12 protein-coding genes are annotated in these 15772 nt (G+C 64.3%); 5 read left to right on the plus strand and 7 right to left on the minus strand.

Annotated elements, in window-relative coordinates; genetic code table 11:
* Window positions 1–15: 15 nt before the first annotated feature.
* From argE to ACW73L_RS12645, 5 genes are all read right to left on the minus strand, one after another.
* Window positions 16–1173: an acetylornithine deacetylase gene (gene argE / locus ACW73L_RS12625; RefSeq protein WP_498922446.1), complete on the minus strand. Its 1158-nt coding sequence runs from the start codon at window positions 1171–1173 to the stop codon at window positions 16–18.
* Between the two features lie 5 nt (window positions 1174–1178).
* Window positions 1179–2876 (minus strand): dihydroxy-acid dehydratase, encoded by a 1698-nt coding sequence (gene ilvD / locus ACW73L_RS12630; protein WP_498922448.1) that lies wholly within the window; start codon window positions 2874–2876, stop codon window positions 1179–1181.
* Window positions 2877–2926: 50 nt separating this feature from the next.
* Entirely contained in the window at window positions 2927–3556 is a 630-nt protein-coding gene (locus ACW73L_RS12635; RefSeq protein WP_498922449.1) for a TIGR04211 family SH3 domain-containing protein, read from the minus strand.
* A 65-nt stretch (window positions 3557–3621) separates the two neighbouring features.
* The gene (gene argF, locus ACW73L_RS12640; protein ID WP_498922451.1) at window positions 3622–4521 is read right to left on the minus strand and encodes an ornithine carbamoyltransferase; all 900 of its coding nucleotides are present in this window, start codon (window positions 4519–4521) and stop codon (window positions 3622–3624) included.
* Between the two features lie 7 nt (window positions 4522–4528).
* Window positions 4529–5704 carry an aspartate aminotransferase family protein gene (locus tag ACW73L_RS12645; protein ID WP_498922453.1) on the minus strand — a complete coding sequence of 392 codons (1176 nt, stop codon included), beginning with the start codon at window positions 5702–5704 and terminating at the stop codon, window positions 4529–4531.
* A 240-nt stretch (window positions 5705–5944) separates the two neighbouring features.
* Here ACW73L_RS12645 and grxD point away from each other — a divergent pair, with 240 nt between their 5' ends.
* Complete coding sequence (gene grxD / locus ACW73L_RS12650; protein ID WP_498922455.1) at window positions 5945–6256, plus strand: Grx4 family monothiol glutaredoxin; 312 nt, start codon at window positions 5945–5947, stop codon at window positions 6254–6256.
* On the opposite strand, the gene rnt is transcribed toward grxD, so the two are convergent.
* Window positions 6253–6945, minus strand: coding sequence for a ribonuclease T (gene rnt, locus ACW73L_RS12655; RefSeq protein WP_498922457.1), 693 nt, complete (start codon window positions 6943–6945; stop codon window positions 6253–6255). The genes grxD and rnt overlap by 4 nt on opposite strands.
* 211 nt (window positions 6946–7156) lie before the next feature.
* Here rnt and ACW73L_RS12660 point away from each other — a divergent pair, with 211 nt between their 5' ends.
* Window positions 7157–7969, plus strand: coding sequence for an MlaA family lipoprotein (locus ACW73L_RS12660; protein ID WP_498922459.1), 813 nt, complete (start codon window positions 7157–7159; stop codon window positions 7967–7969).
* Between the two features lie 30 nt (window positions 7970–7999).
* Here ACW73L_RS12660 and pyrC read toward each other — a convergent pair whose 3' ends face one another.
* Entirely contained in the window at window positions 8000–9049 is a 1050-nt protein-coding gene (pyrC, locus tag ACW73L_RS12665; protein ID WP_498922461.1) for a dihydroorotase, read from the minus strand.
* 147 nt (window positions 9050–9196) lie between these two features.
* Here pyrC and ACW73L_RS12670 point away from each other — a divergent pair, with 147 nt between their 5' ends.
* The 3 genes from ACW73L_RS12670 (at window position 9197) to ACW73L_RS12680 (ending at window position 15762) form a co-directional block, all read left to right on the plus strand.
* A complete protein-coding gene (locus ACW73L_RS12670) occupies window positions 9197–9499 on the plus strand; it encodes an FmdB family zinc ribbon protein (RefSeq protein ID WP_139559389.1) in 303 nt (100 codons plus the stop codon).
* A 93-nt stretch (window positions 9500–9592) separates the two neighbouring features.
* Window positions 9593–11383, plus strand: a complete 1791-nt coding sequence (aspS, locus tag ACW73L_RS12675) for an aspartate--tRNA ligase (RefSeq protein WP_498922464.1) — start codon at window positions 9593–9595, stop codon at window positions 11381–11383.
* A gap of 137 nt (window positions 11384–11520) precedes the next feature.
* Entirely contained in the window at window positions 11521–15762 is a 4242-nt protein-coding gene (locus tag ACW73L_RS12680) for a DEAD/DEAH box helicase (protein WP_498922465.1), read from the plus strand.
* Window positions 15763–15772: the final 10 nt, after the last annotated feature.

A 15772-nucleotide genomic window follows, 5' to 3' on the forward strand; every position in this document is an offset into this window, starting at 1 on the left:
GGATTCCGTTCCCCGTCAGTGCAAACAGAACTCGTCGATCAGCTGCTCGAGGGTTGCGATGCAGGGATCGATATGCGCCAACGGTAGGAACTCATCCGGCTGATGTGCCTGCGCGATATGCCCCGGGCCCATGACCAGCGTCTGCAGTCCGGTTTGCGTCAGCAGTGGGGCTTCGGTGCCGAACGCCACCGCTGCGGCGTTGGCTCCCGTAATGGCTTCGCAGCGACGCACTAGCAGCGCATCGGCTGGCGTCTCGAACGGCGGAACCCCGGCAAACAACGATTCGACCGACCCGCGCAGACGTGGGTGGCGGGTCAGTGCGGCGGCCACACGCCGCCGCAGGTCTTCACGCAGCGCGCTCATCTGCATCCCGGGAAGCGGTCGCAGATCGATGTTCAGCCGGCAGTGGCCACAGATCCGGTTCGGGTTGTCGCCCCCGGCGATCGCGCCGAGATTGAGGGTCGGGAATGGCACGTGAAACGCCGCGTTGTGATGTTTGGCCTTGATCTCTTCGCGCCATTCGATCAATTCGCACAGGATGGCGTGCATGCCGTCGATCGCATTGGCGCCGAGATCCGGATCGCTCGAATGTCCGGACTGTCCTTCGACATCGATCGCTTCCATCATGACGCCCTTGTGCATCCGGATCGGCTTCAGGCCGGTCGGTTCCCCGATGATGCAGTAGCGGCCCAGCCGTCGCTGCTGTGCGGCCAGCAGACGGGCTCCCGACATCGAGCTTTCCTCGTCCGCGGTGGCCAGGATGACCAGCGGCCGTTTCAGCTTCCGAGCGTCGAGCCGGCTGGCAGCAAGCACGGCGAGCGCCAGAAACGACTTCATGTCGGCGCTGCCGAGGCCATACAGCGCATCGTCCCGAATCTCACCGGCGAACGGGTCGGTGGACCAGCGACCCTCGTCGAACGGGACGGTGTCGGTATGGCCGGACAACACCAGGCCATCCATGGCTTCCAAGCCGCCCAGCGTCGCGATCAGATTGGCCTTGCGGTCGTTGATCTGCTGGATCTCGACAGCAAAGCCCAGGGCATCCAGCCACTCGGCAAGTAGCGCGATGACGCCGGCGTTGCTCTGGTCGAGTGCCGGGTCGGCGCTGCTGACCGACGGGCTCGCGATCAGTGCCCGCATCATCTCCAGCACCGAGGGCGTCCGGACGATCATCGGCGTTACGGCAGCGGCAGGTCGCGATCGGTGACGGCGCCTTCCGACGCGGTTCCGACCAAGGCGGCGAATTTGGCCAGCACGCCGCGCCGATAGCGCGGCGCCGGAGCTTGCCACGCGGCCAAGCGGGCTGCCAGGACAGGCGGCTCGACATGCAACCGGAGTTCACGGGTTTCGGTGTCGATCGTGATCGTATCGCCGTTCTCGACCAGAGCCAGCGGTCCGCCTAGGCAGGCTTCGGGAGTGATATGCCCGACGACGAAGCCATGCGTACCGCCGGAGAAGCGCCCGTCGGTGATCAGCGCCACCTCTTTGCCTAACCCGCGACCCATGACGGCGGAGGTCGGTGACAGCATTTCGCGCATGCCGGGGCCGCCCTTGGGACCCTCGTAGCGAATCACGATGACATCGCCGGACTGCACCGTGCCATCCAGGATCGCTGTCAGAGCCAGCTCCTCGCAGTCGAACACACGGGCGGAACCCGTGAACTGCAGCCCTTCCTTGCCGCTGATCTTGGCCACGGCACCTTGCGGCGCGAGGTTGCCGCGCAGCACGACCAGATGACTGTCCTTCTTGATGGGTTGCTCCAGGGGCCGGATGATCTGCTGTCCTTCCGGATAGGGCGCGACATCGGCCAGATTCTCGGCGACGGTCTTGCCGGTCACGGTCATGCAGTCGCCATGTAGCAGTCCCCGATCCAGCAGCATCTTCATCAACGGCAGGATGCCGCCAATCTCGATCAACTCCGCCATCGAGTAACGCCCGCTCGGCTTAAGGTCGCCGAGCACCGGCACGCGCTGGCCGATGCGCGTGAAATCGTCGAGTTCCAGCGGCACGTCGACCGCATGGGCCATCGCCAGCAGGTGCAGCACCGCGTTGGTCGAGCCGCCCAACGCGATGACGACCGTGATCGCGTTCTCGAAAGCCTGGCGGGTCATGATGTCGCGCGGCCTCAGGCCCAGTTCCAGCAGTTTCAGTACCTGCGCACCGGCACGCTCGCAATCCAGCGTCTTGTCCGGCGACACGGCAGCCTGCGCAGAACTGCCCGGCAGGCTCAAGCCCAGTGCTTCGATGGCCGAGGCCATCGTGTTGGCGGTGTACATTCCGCCGCAGGAGCCGGGGCCGGGAATCGCCTTGGCTTCGATAGCCTTCAGTTCCGGATCGTCGATCTTGTTGTTTGCTCGGGCACCCACGGCTTCGAACACGGAGACGATGTCCAGCTTGCGCTCGCCGTGGCTGCCGGGAAGGATGGTGCCGCCGTAGACGAAGACCGATGGCCGGTTCAGTCGGGCCATTGCGATCACGCAGCCCGGCATGTTCTTGTCGCACCCGCCGATCGTGACGAGGCCGTCGAAGCCCTGGCAACCGACCACGGTTTCGATGGAGTCGGCGATGACCTCGCGGGAAACCAGCGAGTATTTCATGCCCTCGGTGCCCATCGAGATGCCGTCGGAGATCGTGATCGTGTTGAACACGACGGCCTTACCGCCCGCCGCATCGGCGCCGCGGGCGGCATCGTCGGCCAGGCGATTGATGTGCATGTTGCAGGGCGTGACCATGCTCCAGGTCGACGCGATGCCCACCTGAGGCTTGGCGAAGTCGGCGTCGGTGAAGCCCACCGCATGCAGCATGGCGCGGCTCGGCGCGCGCTGCATGCCGTCTACAACCTCGGCGGAAAATTCACGGCGTTTGTCGTTGCTCAAGTCGGTCTCCCGGGAAATGCCTTATGGGGTGAGTGCCGGTTCTACTCCGGCTAGAAAGTATCCCAGCTGCTGCGCTTGCGCCAGCTTAGATGGGGCAATATCAGACCAAGCACTATTCCGCCCAGCATGACGCCGGCCCCGACCAGAAACCAGCTTTGCCGCGAGTCGGCTTCCAGCGAAACCTTGGCGCGTTTTACCGTTTCGAGCTCCCGCTCAAGTCTGACCACGCTTTCATGCAGATGATCGCGTTCCGCCTGGATCTGGAGCGCGTTGGCGGCGCTTTGTCGAATGGTCATAAGCTCATTCCGGAGTTCCTGGATCCTGGCTTCGAGCTCCGGTATCGTCTCTCCCGAGCTGCCGCGGTTCACCGACAGTGCAGCAACCTGCCCTTTCAGCAACCGATTCTCGTCGGTCAGTTCGTTGATCCGCTGTTGGCGCGGGTCAACCTTCCGCTGTGCGGTGGTCTTGCCAGCCGGTTTGTGGGAGTCGGCCGCAGCAAGCTGAATGAACGGAGCAGGCTCCCATGGGGAAGGGGCGGTTCCGGGTCCCAACTGGGCTGCTGTTCCGGCGTCGCACCACAGGGACATGAAGCCGAGGAGCACGCAACAGATTGACGAAAGATTGGGGCGCAATCGACCCGCGAGCGGCGGTCCCGCGTGGCTGAGGGTCGAAGCTGACATATTGCGGATCAACTGCTTTCGAACTGGAGCCTTTGCTCGTTTCAGAGGCGAAGGAGCGGGATCGATCAGCCTGTCAACAGAAGCTCGAGCAGCGCCTTCTGAGCATGCAGGCGGTTCTCCGCCTCGTCCCAGACTATGCTCTGCCGGCCTTCGAGCACCTCGGCAGTGACTTCCTCGCCCCGGTGTGCCGGGAGACAATGCATGAAGACGGCGTCGGGTCTGGCCAGCGCCATCAGCGCCCCGTCCACGCAATAGGCCTGAAAGGCTGCGGCCCGCGCACCTTGCTCCTCTTCCTGGCCCATGCTGGCCCAAACGTCGGTGACGACGAGATCCGCGTTGCGGACGGCTTCCCGCGCGTCGCGCAGTAGCGTGACGCGATCGCCGGCGGTGGCGAGCAGTTCGTGCTCCGGCTCGTAGCCATGTGGGCAGGCGATGCGCAACTCGAAGTCAAGCAACTCCGCCGCGTGGATGTAGGTCTGGCAGACGTTGTTGCCGTCGCCGATCCAGGCCACCGTGCGCCCGGCGATGTCGCCGCGGTGTTCGACGAACGTCTGCATGTCGGCCAGCAACTGGCACGGATGAAAGCGGTCGGTCAGCCCGTTGATTACCGGCACCCGTGAGTGTTGGGCGAAGGTCTCGACAGTCGCATGCACATGGGTTCGGAGCATGACGACATCGACCATGCGCGACAGCACCCGCGCCGAATCCTCGATCGGTTCGCCACGCCCGAGTTGCGTGTCACGGGGCGACAGAAAAATTGCGGCGCCTCCGAACTGGACCATCCCGGCCTCGAACGACACGCGCGTGCGGGTCGACGACTTCTCGAAGATCATCCCGAGCACCTTGTTCTTGAACGGCTCGTAGGTTTCCCTCAGCGCCTTGAGTTGCATGGCGCGGTCGATCAGTCGACGGAATTCGGCGCCGCTGATGTCCAGCAGCGTGATGAAATGACGTGGCTCCGCCATCGGCGTCCTATGCAGTGAGTTTGAGATAGCCGACGATCAGTTTGCTGAGCTCGTCCGCGAGCAGACGGGCCTGTTCCTCGGTAAAAACGAGGGGCGGCAGCAGTCGGACCACCTTGTCGGCCGTGACGTTGATCAACAAGCCCCGTTCCAGGGCCAGGCTCACGAGTTCGCCGCAGGGCTGGTCGAGCTCGATGCCGATCATCATGCCTTTGCCGCGCACGTCGACCACGTGGGGATGATGGCCGAGAGCCGTGCGCAGTGTCTCGCGGATCTGGTCACCCAGGCGCGCCGCCCGCTCGATCAGCTGGTCACGGCTCAGCGCCTTCAGCACGGCAAGCGCGGCGCTGCAGGCCAGGGCATTTCCGCCGAAGGTCGAGCCGTGCTTGCCGGCCGTCAACATCTCGCTGGCGACGCCGGAAGCGAGGCACGCGCCGATCGGTACGCCATTGCCCAGGGCCTTGGCCACCGAGATGACGTCCGGGCGCACGAAGGTATGTTGATAGGCCAGGAACTTGCCTGTCCGGCCAATTCCGGTCTGAATCTCGTCCAGCATCAGCAACCATTCGCGCTGGTCGCAGATGCGCCGTAGCTGGAGCAGGAAATCATCCGCCGGGACACGAATGCCGCCTTCTCCCTGGATGGGCTCGACCAGAATGGCGACGACATTGGGGTCGGCAACCGCTTCCACTGCCGCTATGTCGTCATAGGGCACGCGCACGAAGCCGCTCATCAACGGCGCAAAGCCTTCCTGGACCTTGCGATTGCCGGTGGCGCTGAGGGTTGCCAGCGTGCGTCCGTGAAAGGCGCCCTCCATGACGATGACGGCCGGCTCGTCGATGCCGCGAAAGTGACCGTAGCGGCGCGCAATCTTCAGCGCGGCCTCGTTGGCTTCCGCCCCCGAGTTACAGAAGAAGACGTTTTCCATCCCGCTGACGCGGCAGAGTTCCTGCGCCAGCTCTTCCTGTTTCTCGATACGGTAGAGATTCGACGTGTGGACGAGCTTGCCGGCCTGTTCACAAACGGCCGCGAAGACGGCGGGATGCGCATGACCGAGATTGCACACGGCAATTCCGGAAATGGCGTCGAGATAGCGCCGGTCCTGCTTGTCCCACAGCCACGCGCCTTCCCCGCGTTCGAACATCACCGGCAGCCGGGCGTAGGTCGGCATCACCTGACTGGGCATTAATGCGTAACCTCATGAAAAGCAAAAGGCAGTCTTTAGACTGCCTGTAGGTCAGCCCAATACTATATGCGACCCGGGGACGGTCCGACAAGCGTAGCGTAACGGCAGCGAAGGACAGGCCGATACGCTCGGTGGCACGAACGCGCATCGCGCCCGCGGGGAAAACAAACCGGCTGAGCTTGACGGCACGGCTGCCATTTTTCTATAAACACGCTAGGTTTTTGCTTCAGGAAGGTACCCATGAACATTACTGAGCGTCTCAAAAAGCAGGTCGAAGAAACTCCGGTCATCCTTTACATGAAGGGGACGCCGGACTTCCCCCAATGCGGATTTTCCGCCCGGGCCGTGCAAATTTTGGAGCAGTGCGGGGCCCGGTACGAATTCGTCAATGTCTTCGAAGAACCCGAAGTGCGTGAAAACCTGAAGCTGGTATCGGGTTGGCCAACCTTTCCGCAACTCTTCATCCGGGGCGAACTGGTCGGTGGCAGCGACATCATGATGGAGCTATTCCAGAGCGGCGAACTGCAGAAGATGCTGCCCGCGGCAGACTAGCCCACGGGTACCCTCGCGGAGGATTGTTCGAGCGCGGTCAGATCCGACCAACGGTTGACCATCCAGAAGAACAACCGGGCGGTGCGTTCCGCGTCGTAGGCCGCACTGTGGGCGGACGCGGAGTCCCAATCGAAGCCAGCGGCCCGCAGCGCCTTGGGCAAAGCGGTCTGGCCCAGCATCAAACCGCTCAACGTCGCCGTATCGAAGCTGGTGAACGTATGAAAGGGATTTTTCCCGATACCCGTTCGTGTCACTGCGGCATTGAGAAAAGCGAGATCGAAGGCCGCGTTGTGCGCAACCAGCACGGCCTTGAGACAATCCGAGCGGGCCAGCGCGGCGCGGATCGGGGCGAAGATGGCTTCCAGCGCCGAGGCTTCGGGTACCGCGAGGCGGAAGGGATGGAATGGGTCGATTCTGTTGAAGGCCAGCGCCGAGGCCTCGATTTCGGCTCCTTCGAAGGGCGCGACGTGGACCGAGTGAATCTCGCCGATCTGCCAGCGTCCAGCCTCGTCGGCTGACGGGATGACCGCGGCGATTTCGAGTATCGCGTGGCGGTGAGCGGTCAGTCCCGATGTCTCGATATCGACGACGATCGGCAGGAAGCGGCGAAATCGCCGTGAAAATGGTATCTTTCCGTTGGGCGCGGGCATGGGCTCCTGAATCCTCTCGACGACAATGCTGTGGACCATTATATTTTCAGCGGTCCACGCTGCAGACTGGTGGGCAAAACAGGCTGCGGTCAACGACGACCAGCCTCGTCGGGCAGCTTCGAACAACAGCGGTGTTTCGGCCTGTGTGGCTGTGAGCCTGGGTCCGCTCGGCCGGGGGGACGATGGGAATCACAGCGCTGGTGGCTGTCTGGATCCCCCCCGTTGACGTGAATAATAAGGAACAACTGCAATGAGCAACTTCCCTATTGGGAGCCTACTGCGCGGCGTGGCAGTCGCTAGCCTTGTCGCCCTGGTCGTTTCGGGCTGCGCGTCGACTGCACGCCACGATCCGCGGGATCCTCTCGAAGGCTGGAATCGCGGGGTCCAGTCGTTCAACGACCGTTTGGACGATTACTTCATGAAGCCGGTTTCACGCGGCTATCAGTGGATCACGCCGACCTTCGTCGACAAGGGCGTGACCAACTTCTTCAACAACATCGACGATATCGCGGTCGTTGCGAACGACTTGCTGCAGGCCAAGTTCCTGCAGTCGGGGAGGGACACCGGGCGTTTCCTGATCAACACCACCGCCGGTTTGGGTGGCCTCTTCGACGTCGCATCGAAGGTGAATCTGACGAAAAGCAACGAGGACCTGGACCAGACGCTCGGCTATTGGGGCCTTCCGACCGGCCCGTATCTGGTGCTGCCGCTGCTGGGTCCGAGTTCGCCGCGCGGCGTCGTCGGCGTTGGCGGCAACACGGTGGCCAATCCGATCAACTGGATCTCGCCCTGGTACGTGCCCTTCAGCGTTGGCGTGCTGAACACGCTGGATACCCGCGCGGACCTGCTGAGCGCCACGAAGATCGCCGACGAAGCCTCGGTCGATCGGTACGAGTTCATTCGGAACGCCTATTTCCAGCAGCGCGAATATCTGGTGCATGACGGAAATCCGCCGCTTGACGAGGATCTGGAAAAGCAGATCGATCTCGAACTGGAAGGCCTGGACGAGCAGTTGAATCGAGAGGCAAACCAGCCGGGGCCGGACGCGATCGACGCGAAATAATCGCCGGGTAGTCCGCCGTTACCGCGAGGGTCAGTCGTCACCGCTCGAGCCGTCCAGTCGCCACGCGACCGTTTCGCCCGCGGTGAGGGGGATCAATCGATCGGCGCCGAACGGGAAGGAATCGGGCGTCGCCATCGGTTCTCGGCGCAAGGTGATGGTGCGGTCATTGACCGGCAACCCATAGAAGCGAGCGCCGCTGAGGCTGGCGAATTGCTCCAGGCGGTGGAGTGAGCCGGCCTGGTCGAAGGCCGTCGCGTACAATTCGATCGCGGCGTAGGCCGTATAGCAACCGGCACAACCGCACGATGCCTCTTTCCGCCCATGTGCGTGCGGTGCACTGTCGGTACCCAGGAAAAACTTCGGGTCTCCGCTGCACGCGGCCTCCACGAGTGCCTCGCGATGCGGTTCGCGCTTCAGGACGGGCAGGCAATAGAAATGCGGCCGGATGCCGCCGGCCAGCAGCGCATTGCGGTTGTACAGCAGATGATGGGCCGTAATCGAGGCCGCAACCTTGGGACCGCACGCGCGGACGAAGGCCACGGCCTCGCGCGTAGTGATGTGTTCGAAGGTAATCCTGAGCTCCGGGAAACGTTCCGTGATGGGCGCAAGGTGGTCATCGATAAAGGCCTTTTCCCGATCGAAGATGTCGACCTCGGCCCGCGTCACCTCGCCGTGCACCATCAGCGCGACGCCGCACCGTTCCATCGCCTCAAGAATCGGGTAGATTCCTTCCAGTTTCGCAACGCCCGCCTCGGAGTGCGTGGTCGCGCCCGCCGGGTAGAGCTTGAAACCCAGCACCTGCGGTTCTTGCGCCGCGGCGAGTACGTCCGCAGCCGTGGTTCGCGGCGTCAGGTACAGGCTCATATAGGGGTTGAAGTCGGGGAAATCGGGTACCGCTGCCATGATCCGCGCCCGGTAGGACCGCGCCTCGGCTACGGCCGTCACCGGCGGCACGAGATTGGGCATCACCAAGGCGCGGCCGAAACGCTCCGCGGTATGTCGCACGACGGTCGCCAACGGCTCGCCATCGCGAAAGTGAACGTGCCAGTCGTCGGGTTGGATGAGGGTCAGGGAGTCCATCGCATCAGGTAGCAAATTGGTGCAGACGTTCGGTCACGGCCATCATTTTTCCGGAGCGCAGGCCTTCTGGCAAATCGGCGACTTGAAAATGACCTGCCAGACTTCATCTTCTCTGCTGGTGTTTCCCAAATACGGAGTGAGTAACCGATGCCCATCTATGAGTACCAATGCCGCGCCTGCGGACACGAATTCGAGGCGATGCAGAAGGTTAGCGAGTCGCCCCTCGTCGATTGTCCTGCGTGTGGTCAGCCGCAGTTGACCAAGCTTGTTTCGGCGGCAGGCTTCCGGCTAAAGGGCGGCGGCTGGTATGAGACGGACTTCAAGAGCGGCAGCGAAAAGAAGCGCAACCTCGTCGGTGACGGCGGCGACAGCAAGAGTTCATCCGGTGCCAAGGAGTCCAAGCCGGCCGCCAGCGCGACCGAGAAGAAGTCGTCTGGAACCAGTGGCTGAGGTCAAGCTGTCGGCCGCGCCGCCGCAGCCGTTTTATTGCCTAGGCGCGCGCCAGATCGTACCATCACGCGTTTTGTTGTAGGCCAAGTCACCATGCGCAGCCACTACTGTGGACAACTCAATGACGCCCACCTCGGGCAGACTGTAACCCTCTGTGGCTGGGTCCACCGCCGCCGCGACCATGGCGGCGTGATCTTCATCGACCTCCGTGATCGCGAGGGCATCGTCCAGATCGTGTTCGATCCCGATCGCCCGGAAGCATTCGGCATCGCTGAAACCGCGCGCAGCGAATACGTGCTCGCCGTGGAGGGCGTCGTCCGCTCGCGTCCGGATGGCACGATCAATACCACGCTGCCGACCGGCACGGTCGAAGTGCTGGCGAAGCGTCTCGAGATCCTCAACAAGGCCGAGACTCCGCCATTCCCCGTCGAGAGCGAGACCGAAGTCAACGAGGAAACGCGGCTGCGTTACCGTTACATCGATCTGCGGCGTCCGCTGATGCAGCAGCGCATGCGGATGCGGCGCGATATCGTCCGGATCTTGCGCAATTTCCTGGACCATCATGGCTTCTACGAGATCGAGACGCCCTTCCTGACGAAGGCCACGCCCGAGGGCGCCCGCGACTATCTGGTGCCGAGTCGCACCCACCCGAATTCCTTCTTTGCCTTGCCCCAGTCGCCGCAGCTCTACAAACAGTTGCTGATGGTGGCGGGTATGGACCGCTACTATCAGGTCGTCCGTTGTTTCCGCGACGAGGATCTGCGAGCCGACCGTCAGCCGGAATTCACCCAGCTCGACATCGAGACCTCGTTCATGGACGAGGAACAGATCACGCTGTTGCTGGAAGGCATGATTCGCGAACTGTTCCGCGACGCGCTTGGGTTCGAGATGCCCGACCCCTTCCCCCGAATGACCTACCGGGAAGCGATGGCGCGCTTCGGTTCCGACAAACCGGATCTGCGCATCCCGCTGGAACTGGTCGACATCGGTGACCTGATGCAGTCGGTCGAATTCAAGGTCTTCGCCGGTCCGGCGCAGGATCCCAAGGGCCGCGTCGCCGCCCTGAGGTTGCCCGGTGGGGTCGACCTGTCGCGCAAGGAGATCGACGATCTGACCCAGTTCGTCGGGATCTACGGGGCCAAGGGTCTCGCCTACATCAAGGTCAACGATCGCCACTCGGGGATGTCCGGCTTGCAGTCGCCGATTCTGAAGTTCCTACCGGAGTCCGTCGTCTGCGATATTCTCGATCGCACCGAGGCGGCGACGGGGGACGTGATCTTTTTCGGGGCCGATAAGGCTAGTGTCGTCAACGAAGCACTCGGTGCTCTGCGCGTCAAGCTGGGTCAGGACCGCGGGTTGGTCGAGCCCGGCTGGCGTCCGCTGTGGGTGACCGATTTTCCGATGTTCGAATGGGACGAGAAGGCGGGGCGCTGGAGCGCCTTGCATCATCCGTTCACGGCGCCCAAGTGCTCGCTCGAGGAACTCGAGGCCGATCCGGGGCGCGCCCTGTCCCGAGCCTATGACATGGTCTTGAACGGTATGGAGATCGGCGGCGGGTCGGTCCGTATCCACCGGATGGAAATGCAGAATACGGTGTTCCGGTTGCTCGGCATCGGGGCCGAGGAGGCCAACGAAAAGTTCGGTTTCCTGTTGCAGGCGCTCCGCTATGGGGCGCCGCCGCACGGCGGGCTGGCCTTCGGTCTGGACCGGCTCGTGATGCTGATGACGGGCGCGTCCTCGATCCGCGAAGTCATGGCCTTCCCGAAGACCCAGTCGGCCTGGTGCCCCATGATCGATGCGCCGGCCGTCGTCACCGACGCACAGTTGCGCGAACTGGGGATCCGCCTGCGCAAGCCGCCCGAAGCGCCTGCCACCCCGAGTTGACGGCGCGCGCTGCGGGCGTGCCGTTCCGGGTCGGTCCCGGCTCGCCGCGCTCGGCAGACGCCGCAGATAGCCGCGGTTCGGCGTTGGCGGTCTCGGGCCCGCTGTTTCCGGCGGCGTGACGGCGTTCAGGAATTCCCATGCTTCCCGCCCGCTTCCATCCCGCCGTCGACGCCTGGTTCGGCAAGGCCTTCGCGTCACCGACTGCCTGCCAGCGCCGCGCCTGGGACGCGATCGGGCGCCATCGGCATGTTCTGATCGCGGCACCCACTGGCTCCGGCAAGACCCTCGCAGCCTTTCTCGCTATCATCGATGAACTGGTGCGCGAGGGTGACGCCTTCGGACTGCCCGACCAGACGCGCGTCGTCTACGTCTCGCCGCTGAAGGCGCTCAGCAACGATATCCAGAAGAATCTCGCACAGCCGCTGGACGGCATCAACCGCGAACTGTTCGAGCGGGGCGGCGCTAATTTTGCGCTGCGTTCCCAGGTGCGGACCGGCGACACGCCCGCGGCGATTCGGGCGGCGATGCTCCGCCATCCGCCGCACATCCTCGTCACGACACCCGAGTCGCTCTACCTGCTGTTGACCGGTACCGGAGGCCGGCGGCTGCTAGGCAACGTCCGCACCGTGATCGTGGACGAGATTCACGCGCTCGCGGGGTCGAAGCGCGGTGCTCATCTGGCACTGTCGCTGGAACGCCTGGCGCGGCTAGCGGGCCAGCCACTGACACGCATCGGTCTCTCGGCGACGCAGAATCCCATCGAGGATGTGGGCCGCTTCCTCACCGGCGGCGCGGGTGACTGCGTCATCATCGACGAAGGCCGGCGCCGGGACCTGGATCTGGCGATCGAGCTCCCGGAGGTTCCGCTCGAAGCGGTGCTATCGCAGCAGGCGGCCGGGGAGATTCATGACCGGATGGCGGCGCTGATATGCGAGCACCAGACGACTTTGGTCTTCGTCAACACGCGACGCCTGGCCGAGCGCGTCGCGCGTGCCCTGTCCGAGCGCTTGGGTGAGGATCGCGTGAACGCGCACCACGGCAGCCTGTCGCGCGAGCAGCGGCTGGGTGCCGAGGAGCGCCTGAAGCGCGGCCAAGTGAGCGCACTGGTCGCGACCGGCTCGCTGGAACTGGGCATCGACGTCGGTCAGATCGATCTGGTGTGTCAGCTCGGTTCCACCGGCTCGATAGCGACCCTGATTCAGCGGGTCGGGCGTTCCGGTCACTGGTCCGGCGGGTTGCCAAAAGGGCGGCTGTTCCCGACCACCCGCGACGACCTGCTCGAATGCGTTGCCCTGATGCAGGCGGCCCGCCGCGGCGAGCTGGATCGGATGACGATCCAGGCCCAGCCACTCGACGTGCTCGCACAGCAGATCGTCGCGATGACCGCGGCCGAGGAATGGTCCCTGGATGAGCTTTACCACTGCATCCTCGGGGCCTATCCGTATCGCAGTCTCGCGCGTGCCGAGTTCGATGCGGTCGTGCAGATGCTGGTGGAGGGCTATAGCACCCGGCGCGGCGCCCGCGGTGCCCATCTTCATCGCGACGGCGTGCGTTACCGGCTCCTGCCGCGGCGCTCGGCGCGGCTGACGGCGGTGACCTGCGGCGGGGCGATCCCTGACGCCGCGGAGTATCGCGTGATCCTGGAGCCCGACGGTTCCTTGCTCGGGGCCGTGGACGAGCACTTTGCGATCGAGACTGTCCGCGGCGATGTCTTTCAACTGGGCAACACTAGCTGGCGCGTGCTCGGAGTCGAAGGGGATGTACTGCGGGTTACCGACGCCGAGGGTCAGCCTCCGACCATTCCATTCTGGTTCGGCGAAGCGCCAGGACGCACCGATGCGCTTTCGGCCGCGGTATCCCGCTTGCGCGAAGCGGTCGAGGAGCGTCTGACGACGGCGGGACTGCCAGGGGCGGTTGAATGGCTGGGTCAGGAAAGCGGCGTCTCCGGCGACGCCGCGGAACAGTTAGGCCATTACCTGGCGGCGGCGCGCGTTGTGCTGGGCGTGCTGCCGACCGCGCGCCGTATCGTCGTGGAACGCTTTTTCGATACCTCCGGGGGCATGCAGCTGATCGTGCACGCGCCCTTCGGCAGCCGTGTGAACCGCGCCTGGGGACTGGCGTTGCGGAAGCGCTTCTGCCGCGCCTTCAACTTCGAGTTGCAGGCCGCCGCCAACGAAAATGCGCTGATCCTGTCGCTGGGGACTTCGCAGAGCTTTCCGCTGGAGGATGTGCGGCATTTCCTGAAGCCGGGCACGGTGCGGGACATCCTCGTGCAGGCTTTGCTCGATGCGCCGATGTTTACGGTTCGTTGGCGCTGGAACGCCGTCATTTCACTCGCCATCCGACGTTTTCATGCCGGACGCAAGACGCCGCCGCATCTGTTGCGAATGCAGGCCGAAGACCTGGTGACCGGCGTCTTTCCCGACCAGTTGGCCTGTCTGGAAAACATCGTCGGTGACCGCCAGGTGCCGGATCACCCGTTGGTCCGACAGACGATACACGACTGCCTGACCGAGGCGATGGACATCGAGCGGCTGGTCCAGGTGCTGTCCGACATCGAGACGGGAGCGATTGCGTTCGAATGCCGCGACGTCAGTGAGCCCTCGGCGCTAGCTGCCGAGATCGTCAATGCGCGGGTGTACAGCTTCCTGGACGGCGCGCCGCTCGAGGAGCGCCGCACCCGCGCCGTGGCCATGCGGCGCTGGCTGGAGCCGGTGACGGCGGAGGACCACGGGATTTTGGACCCGACAGTGGTTGAGCAGGTGCGTCGGGAGGTGTGGCCGAACGCGCGCGGCCCGGAGGAATTGCACGATATCCTTTACTCCTCGGGGTTTCTGCTCGATTCGCAGGATATTGCGGCGCCATGGCCCGCATTTCTTGATGATCTGGCGCGGCAAGGCCGTGTGCGGCGGCTAATCCTTCCGTCCGGAGACAGCCTCTGGTTCGCGGCGGAGCGGGCCCCCCAGTTCGCAGCGATCTACGCAGCGAAAGAGACCGCAGAGGGCGGCGCCGGTGACCCGGAGGAGGCCTTGACCGCCGTTCTGCAAGCCCGGCTCGGCATCCTCGGTCCCGTCACCGAGTACGAGCTGGCGGAGGCGCTGGCGCTGCCGTGCGCGCGCGTGGCCGCGGCGCTGGCTCGGTTGCAGCACCAGGGGGCCGTCTTTTGCGGCCGCTTCACCGCCGGTTTTGATGTTTTCGAATGGTGCGATCGGGTCAATCTCGGACGGATTCACCGGCGCAGCCTGAAAGCCGCACGGCGCTCCGTCGAACCGGTATCGCCCGCCGAATACTGGCGGTTCCTGACGCGCTGGCAGCATGTGCATCCGGAAGCCAAGCTGCGCGGCCCTGACGCTCTGGCCGGACTCGTCGGGCAGCTCGAAGGCTGGGAAGCGCCGGCGGCGGCATGGGAAGCCGACTTGCTGCCCTCCAGGATGGAGTCGTATGAGCCGCATTGGTTGGATCAGCTCTGTCAGTCGGGGCGGTGCCGATGGTTGCGTTTACGGCCCGGGCAGGGCAGCGCCGGCTTGCCCATCCGGTCCACGCCCATCGCACTGACGAGTCGCCGATACGCCCCTTTTTGGCGCCAGGGAGCGGCCGGGGTTCGGGTGGCATTGTCCGACGAAGCCACACTGCTGGCCGATGTGCTCGGGGTGCACGGCGCCCTGTTCTACGACGAACTGGTCGAACGGTCCGGTCTGGCGGGGGCTTCCACTGAAACCGCGCTGGGCGAACTGGTGGCTGCCGGGCTGGTCAGTTCCGACGGTTTTTCCGGCCTGCGCGGCCTGCTGGTTCCCGCCGCCCAGAAGCAACGCTTCAGGGGCCTCAGTTGGGGGCTGGAAAGCGCTGGACGCTGGTCCTTGCTCGGTGAACCGCCAGCGGGGCAGGCGGGCAGCGTCGGCCACGATGAAGGCTTGACCTACCTCGCGCACAAATTGCTGCAGCGTTACGGGGTCGTCTTCCGGGATTTGTGCGCGCGAGAAACCGCGCTGCCGGCGTGGTCCGATCTATTGCCGGTTTTCCGCCGGCTGGAAGCCCGGGGTGAGGTGCGTGGAGGGCGGTTCGTCAGTTCCCGCCACGGTGAGCAGTTTGCGTTGCCGGAGGCGGTTGAAGGTCTGCAGGTCGTGCGTCGCCAACGCGATGACTGCGAAATCGTCATCAGCGCAGCGGACCCGCTGAATCTGGTCGGTATCCTGTTTCCCGGTTCGCGGATACCCAGCGGTCTTGGCCGGTGGGTCGTTTTTCGGCGCGGTGTGCCGGTCGCTTTGGGCGCTCGCGAAGGGGAGATGCGATTGCCCGGCGATGGTGCAGGGTCCGATGAGATGAGCGTCCGCCCGTCCGAACGTGTGCCGGGTTGGCGCGAGGATGAGTCGAAGCGCTGAGCGGAAGCCG

This window comes from Methylolobus aquaticus (genome assembly GCF_054172105.1).

Coding starts and splice junctions, on each gene's coding strand:
- argF (WP_498922451.1), bottom strand. CDS start 4,521: ATGGCGGAGCCACGTCATTTCATCACGCTGCTGGACATCAGCGGCGCC.
- ACW73L_RS12670 (WP_139559389.1), top strand. CDS start 9,197: ATGCCCATCTATGAGTACCAATGCCGCGCCTGCGGACACGAATTCGAG.
- ACW73L_RS12680 (WP_498922465.1), top strand. CDS start 11,521: ATGCTTCCCGCCCGCTTCCATCCCGCCGTCGACGCCTGGTTCGGCAAG.
- grxD (WP_498922455.1), top strand. CDS start 5,945: ATGAACATTACTGAGCGTCTCAAAAAGCAGGTCGAAGAAACTCCGGTC.
- ACW73L_RS12660 (WP_498922459.1), top strand. CDS start 7,157: ATGAGCAACTTCCCTATTGGGAGCCTACTGCGCGGCGTGGCAGTCGCT.
- ACW73L_RS12635 (WP_498922449.1), bottom strand. CDS start 3,556: ATGTCAGCTTCGACCCTCAGCCACGCGGGACCGCCGCTCGCGGGTCGA.
- ACW73L_RS12645 (WP_498922453.1), bottom strand. CDS start 5,704: ATGCCCAGTCAGGTGATGCCGACCTACGCCCGGCTGCCGGTGATGTTC.
- rnt (WP_498922457.1), bottom strand. CDS start 6,945: ATGGTCCACAGCATTGTCGTCGAGAGGATTCAGGAGCCCATGCCCGCG.
- argE (WP_498922446.1), bottom strand. CDS start 1,173: ATGATCGTCCGGACGCCCTCGGTGCTGGAGATGATGCGGGCACTGATC.
- aspS (WP_498922464.1), top strand. CDS start 9,593: ATGCGCAGCCACTACTGTGGACAACTCAATGACGCCCACCTCGGGCAG.
- pyrC (WP_498922461.1), bottom strand. CDS start 9,049: ATGGACTCCCTGACCCTCATCCAACCCGACGACTGGCACGTTCACTTT.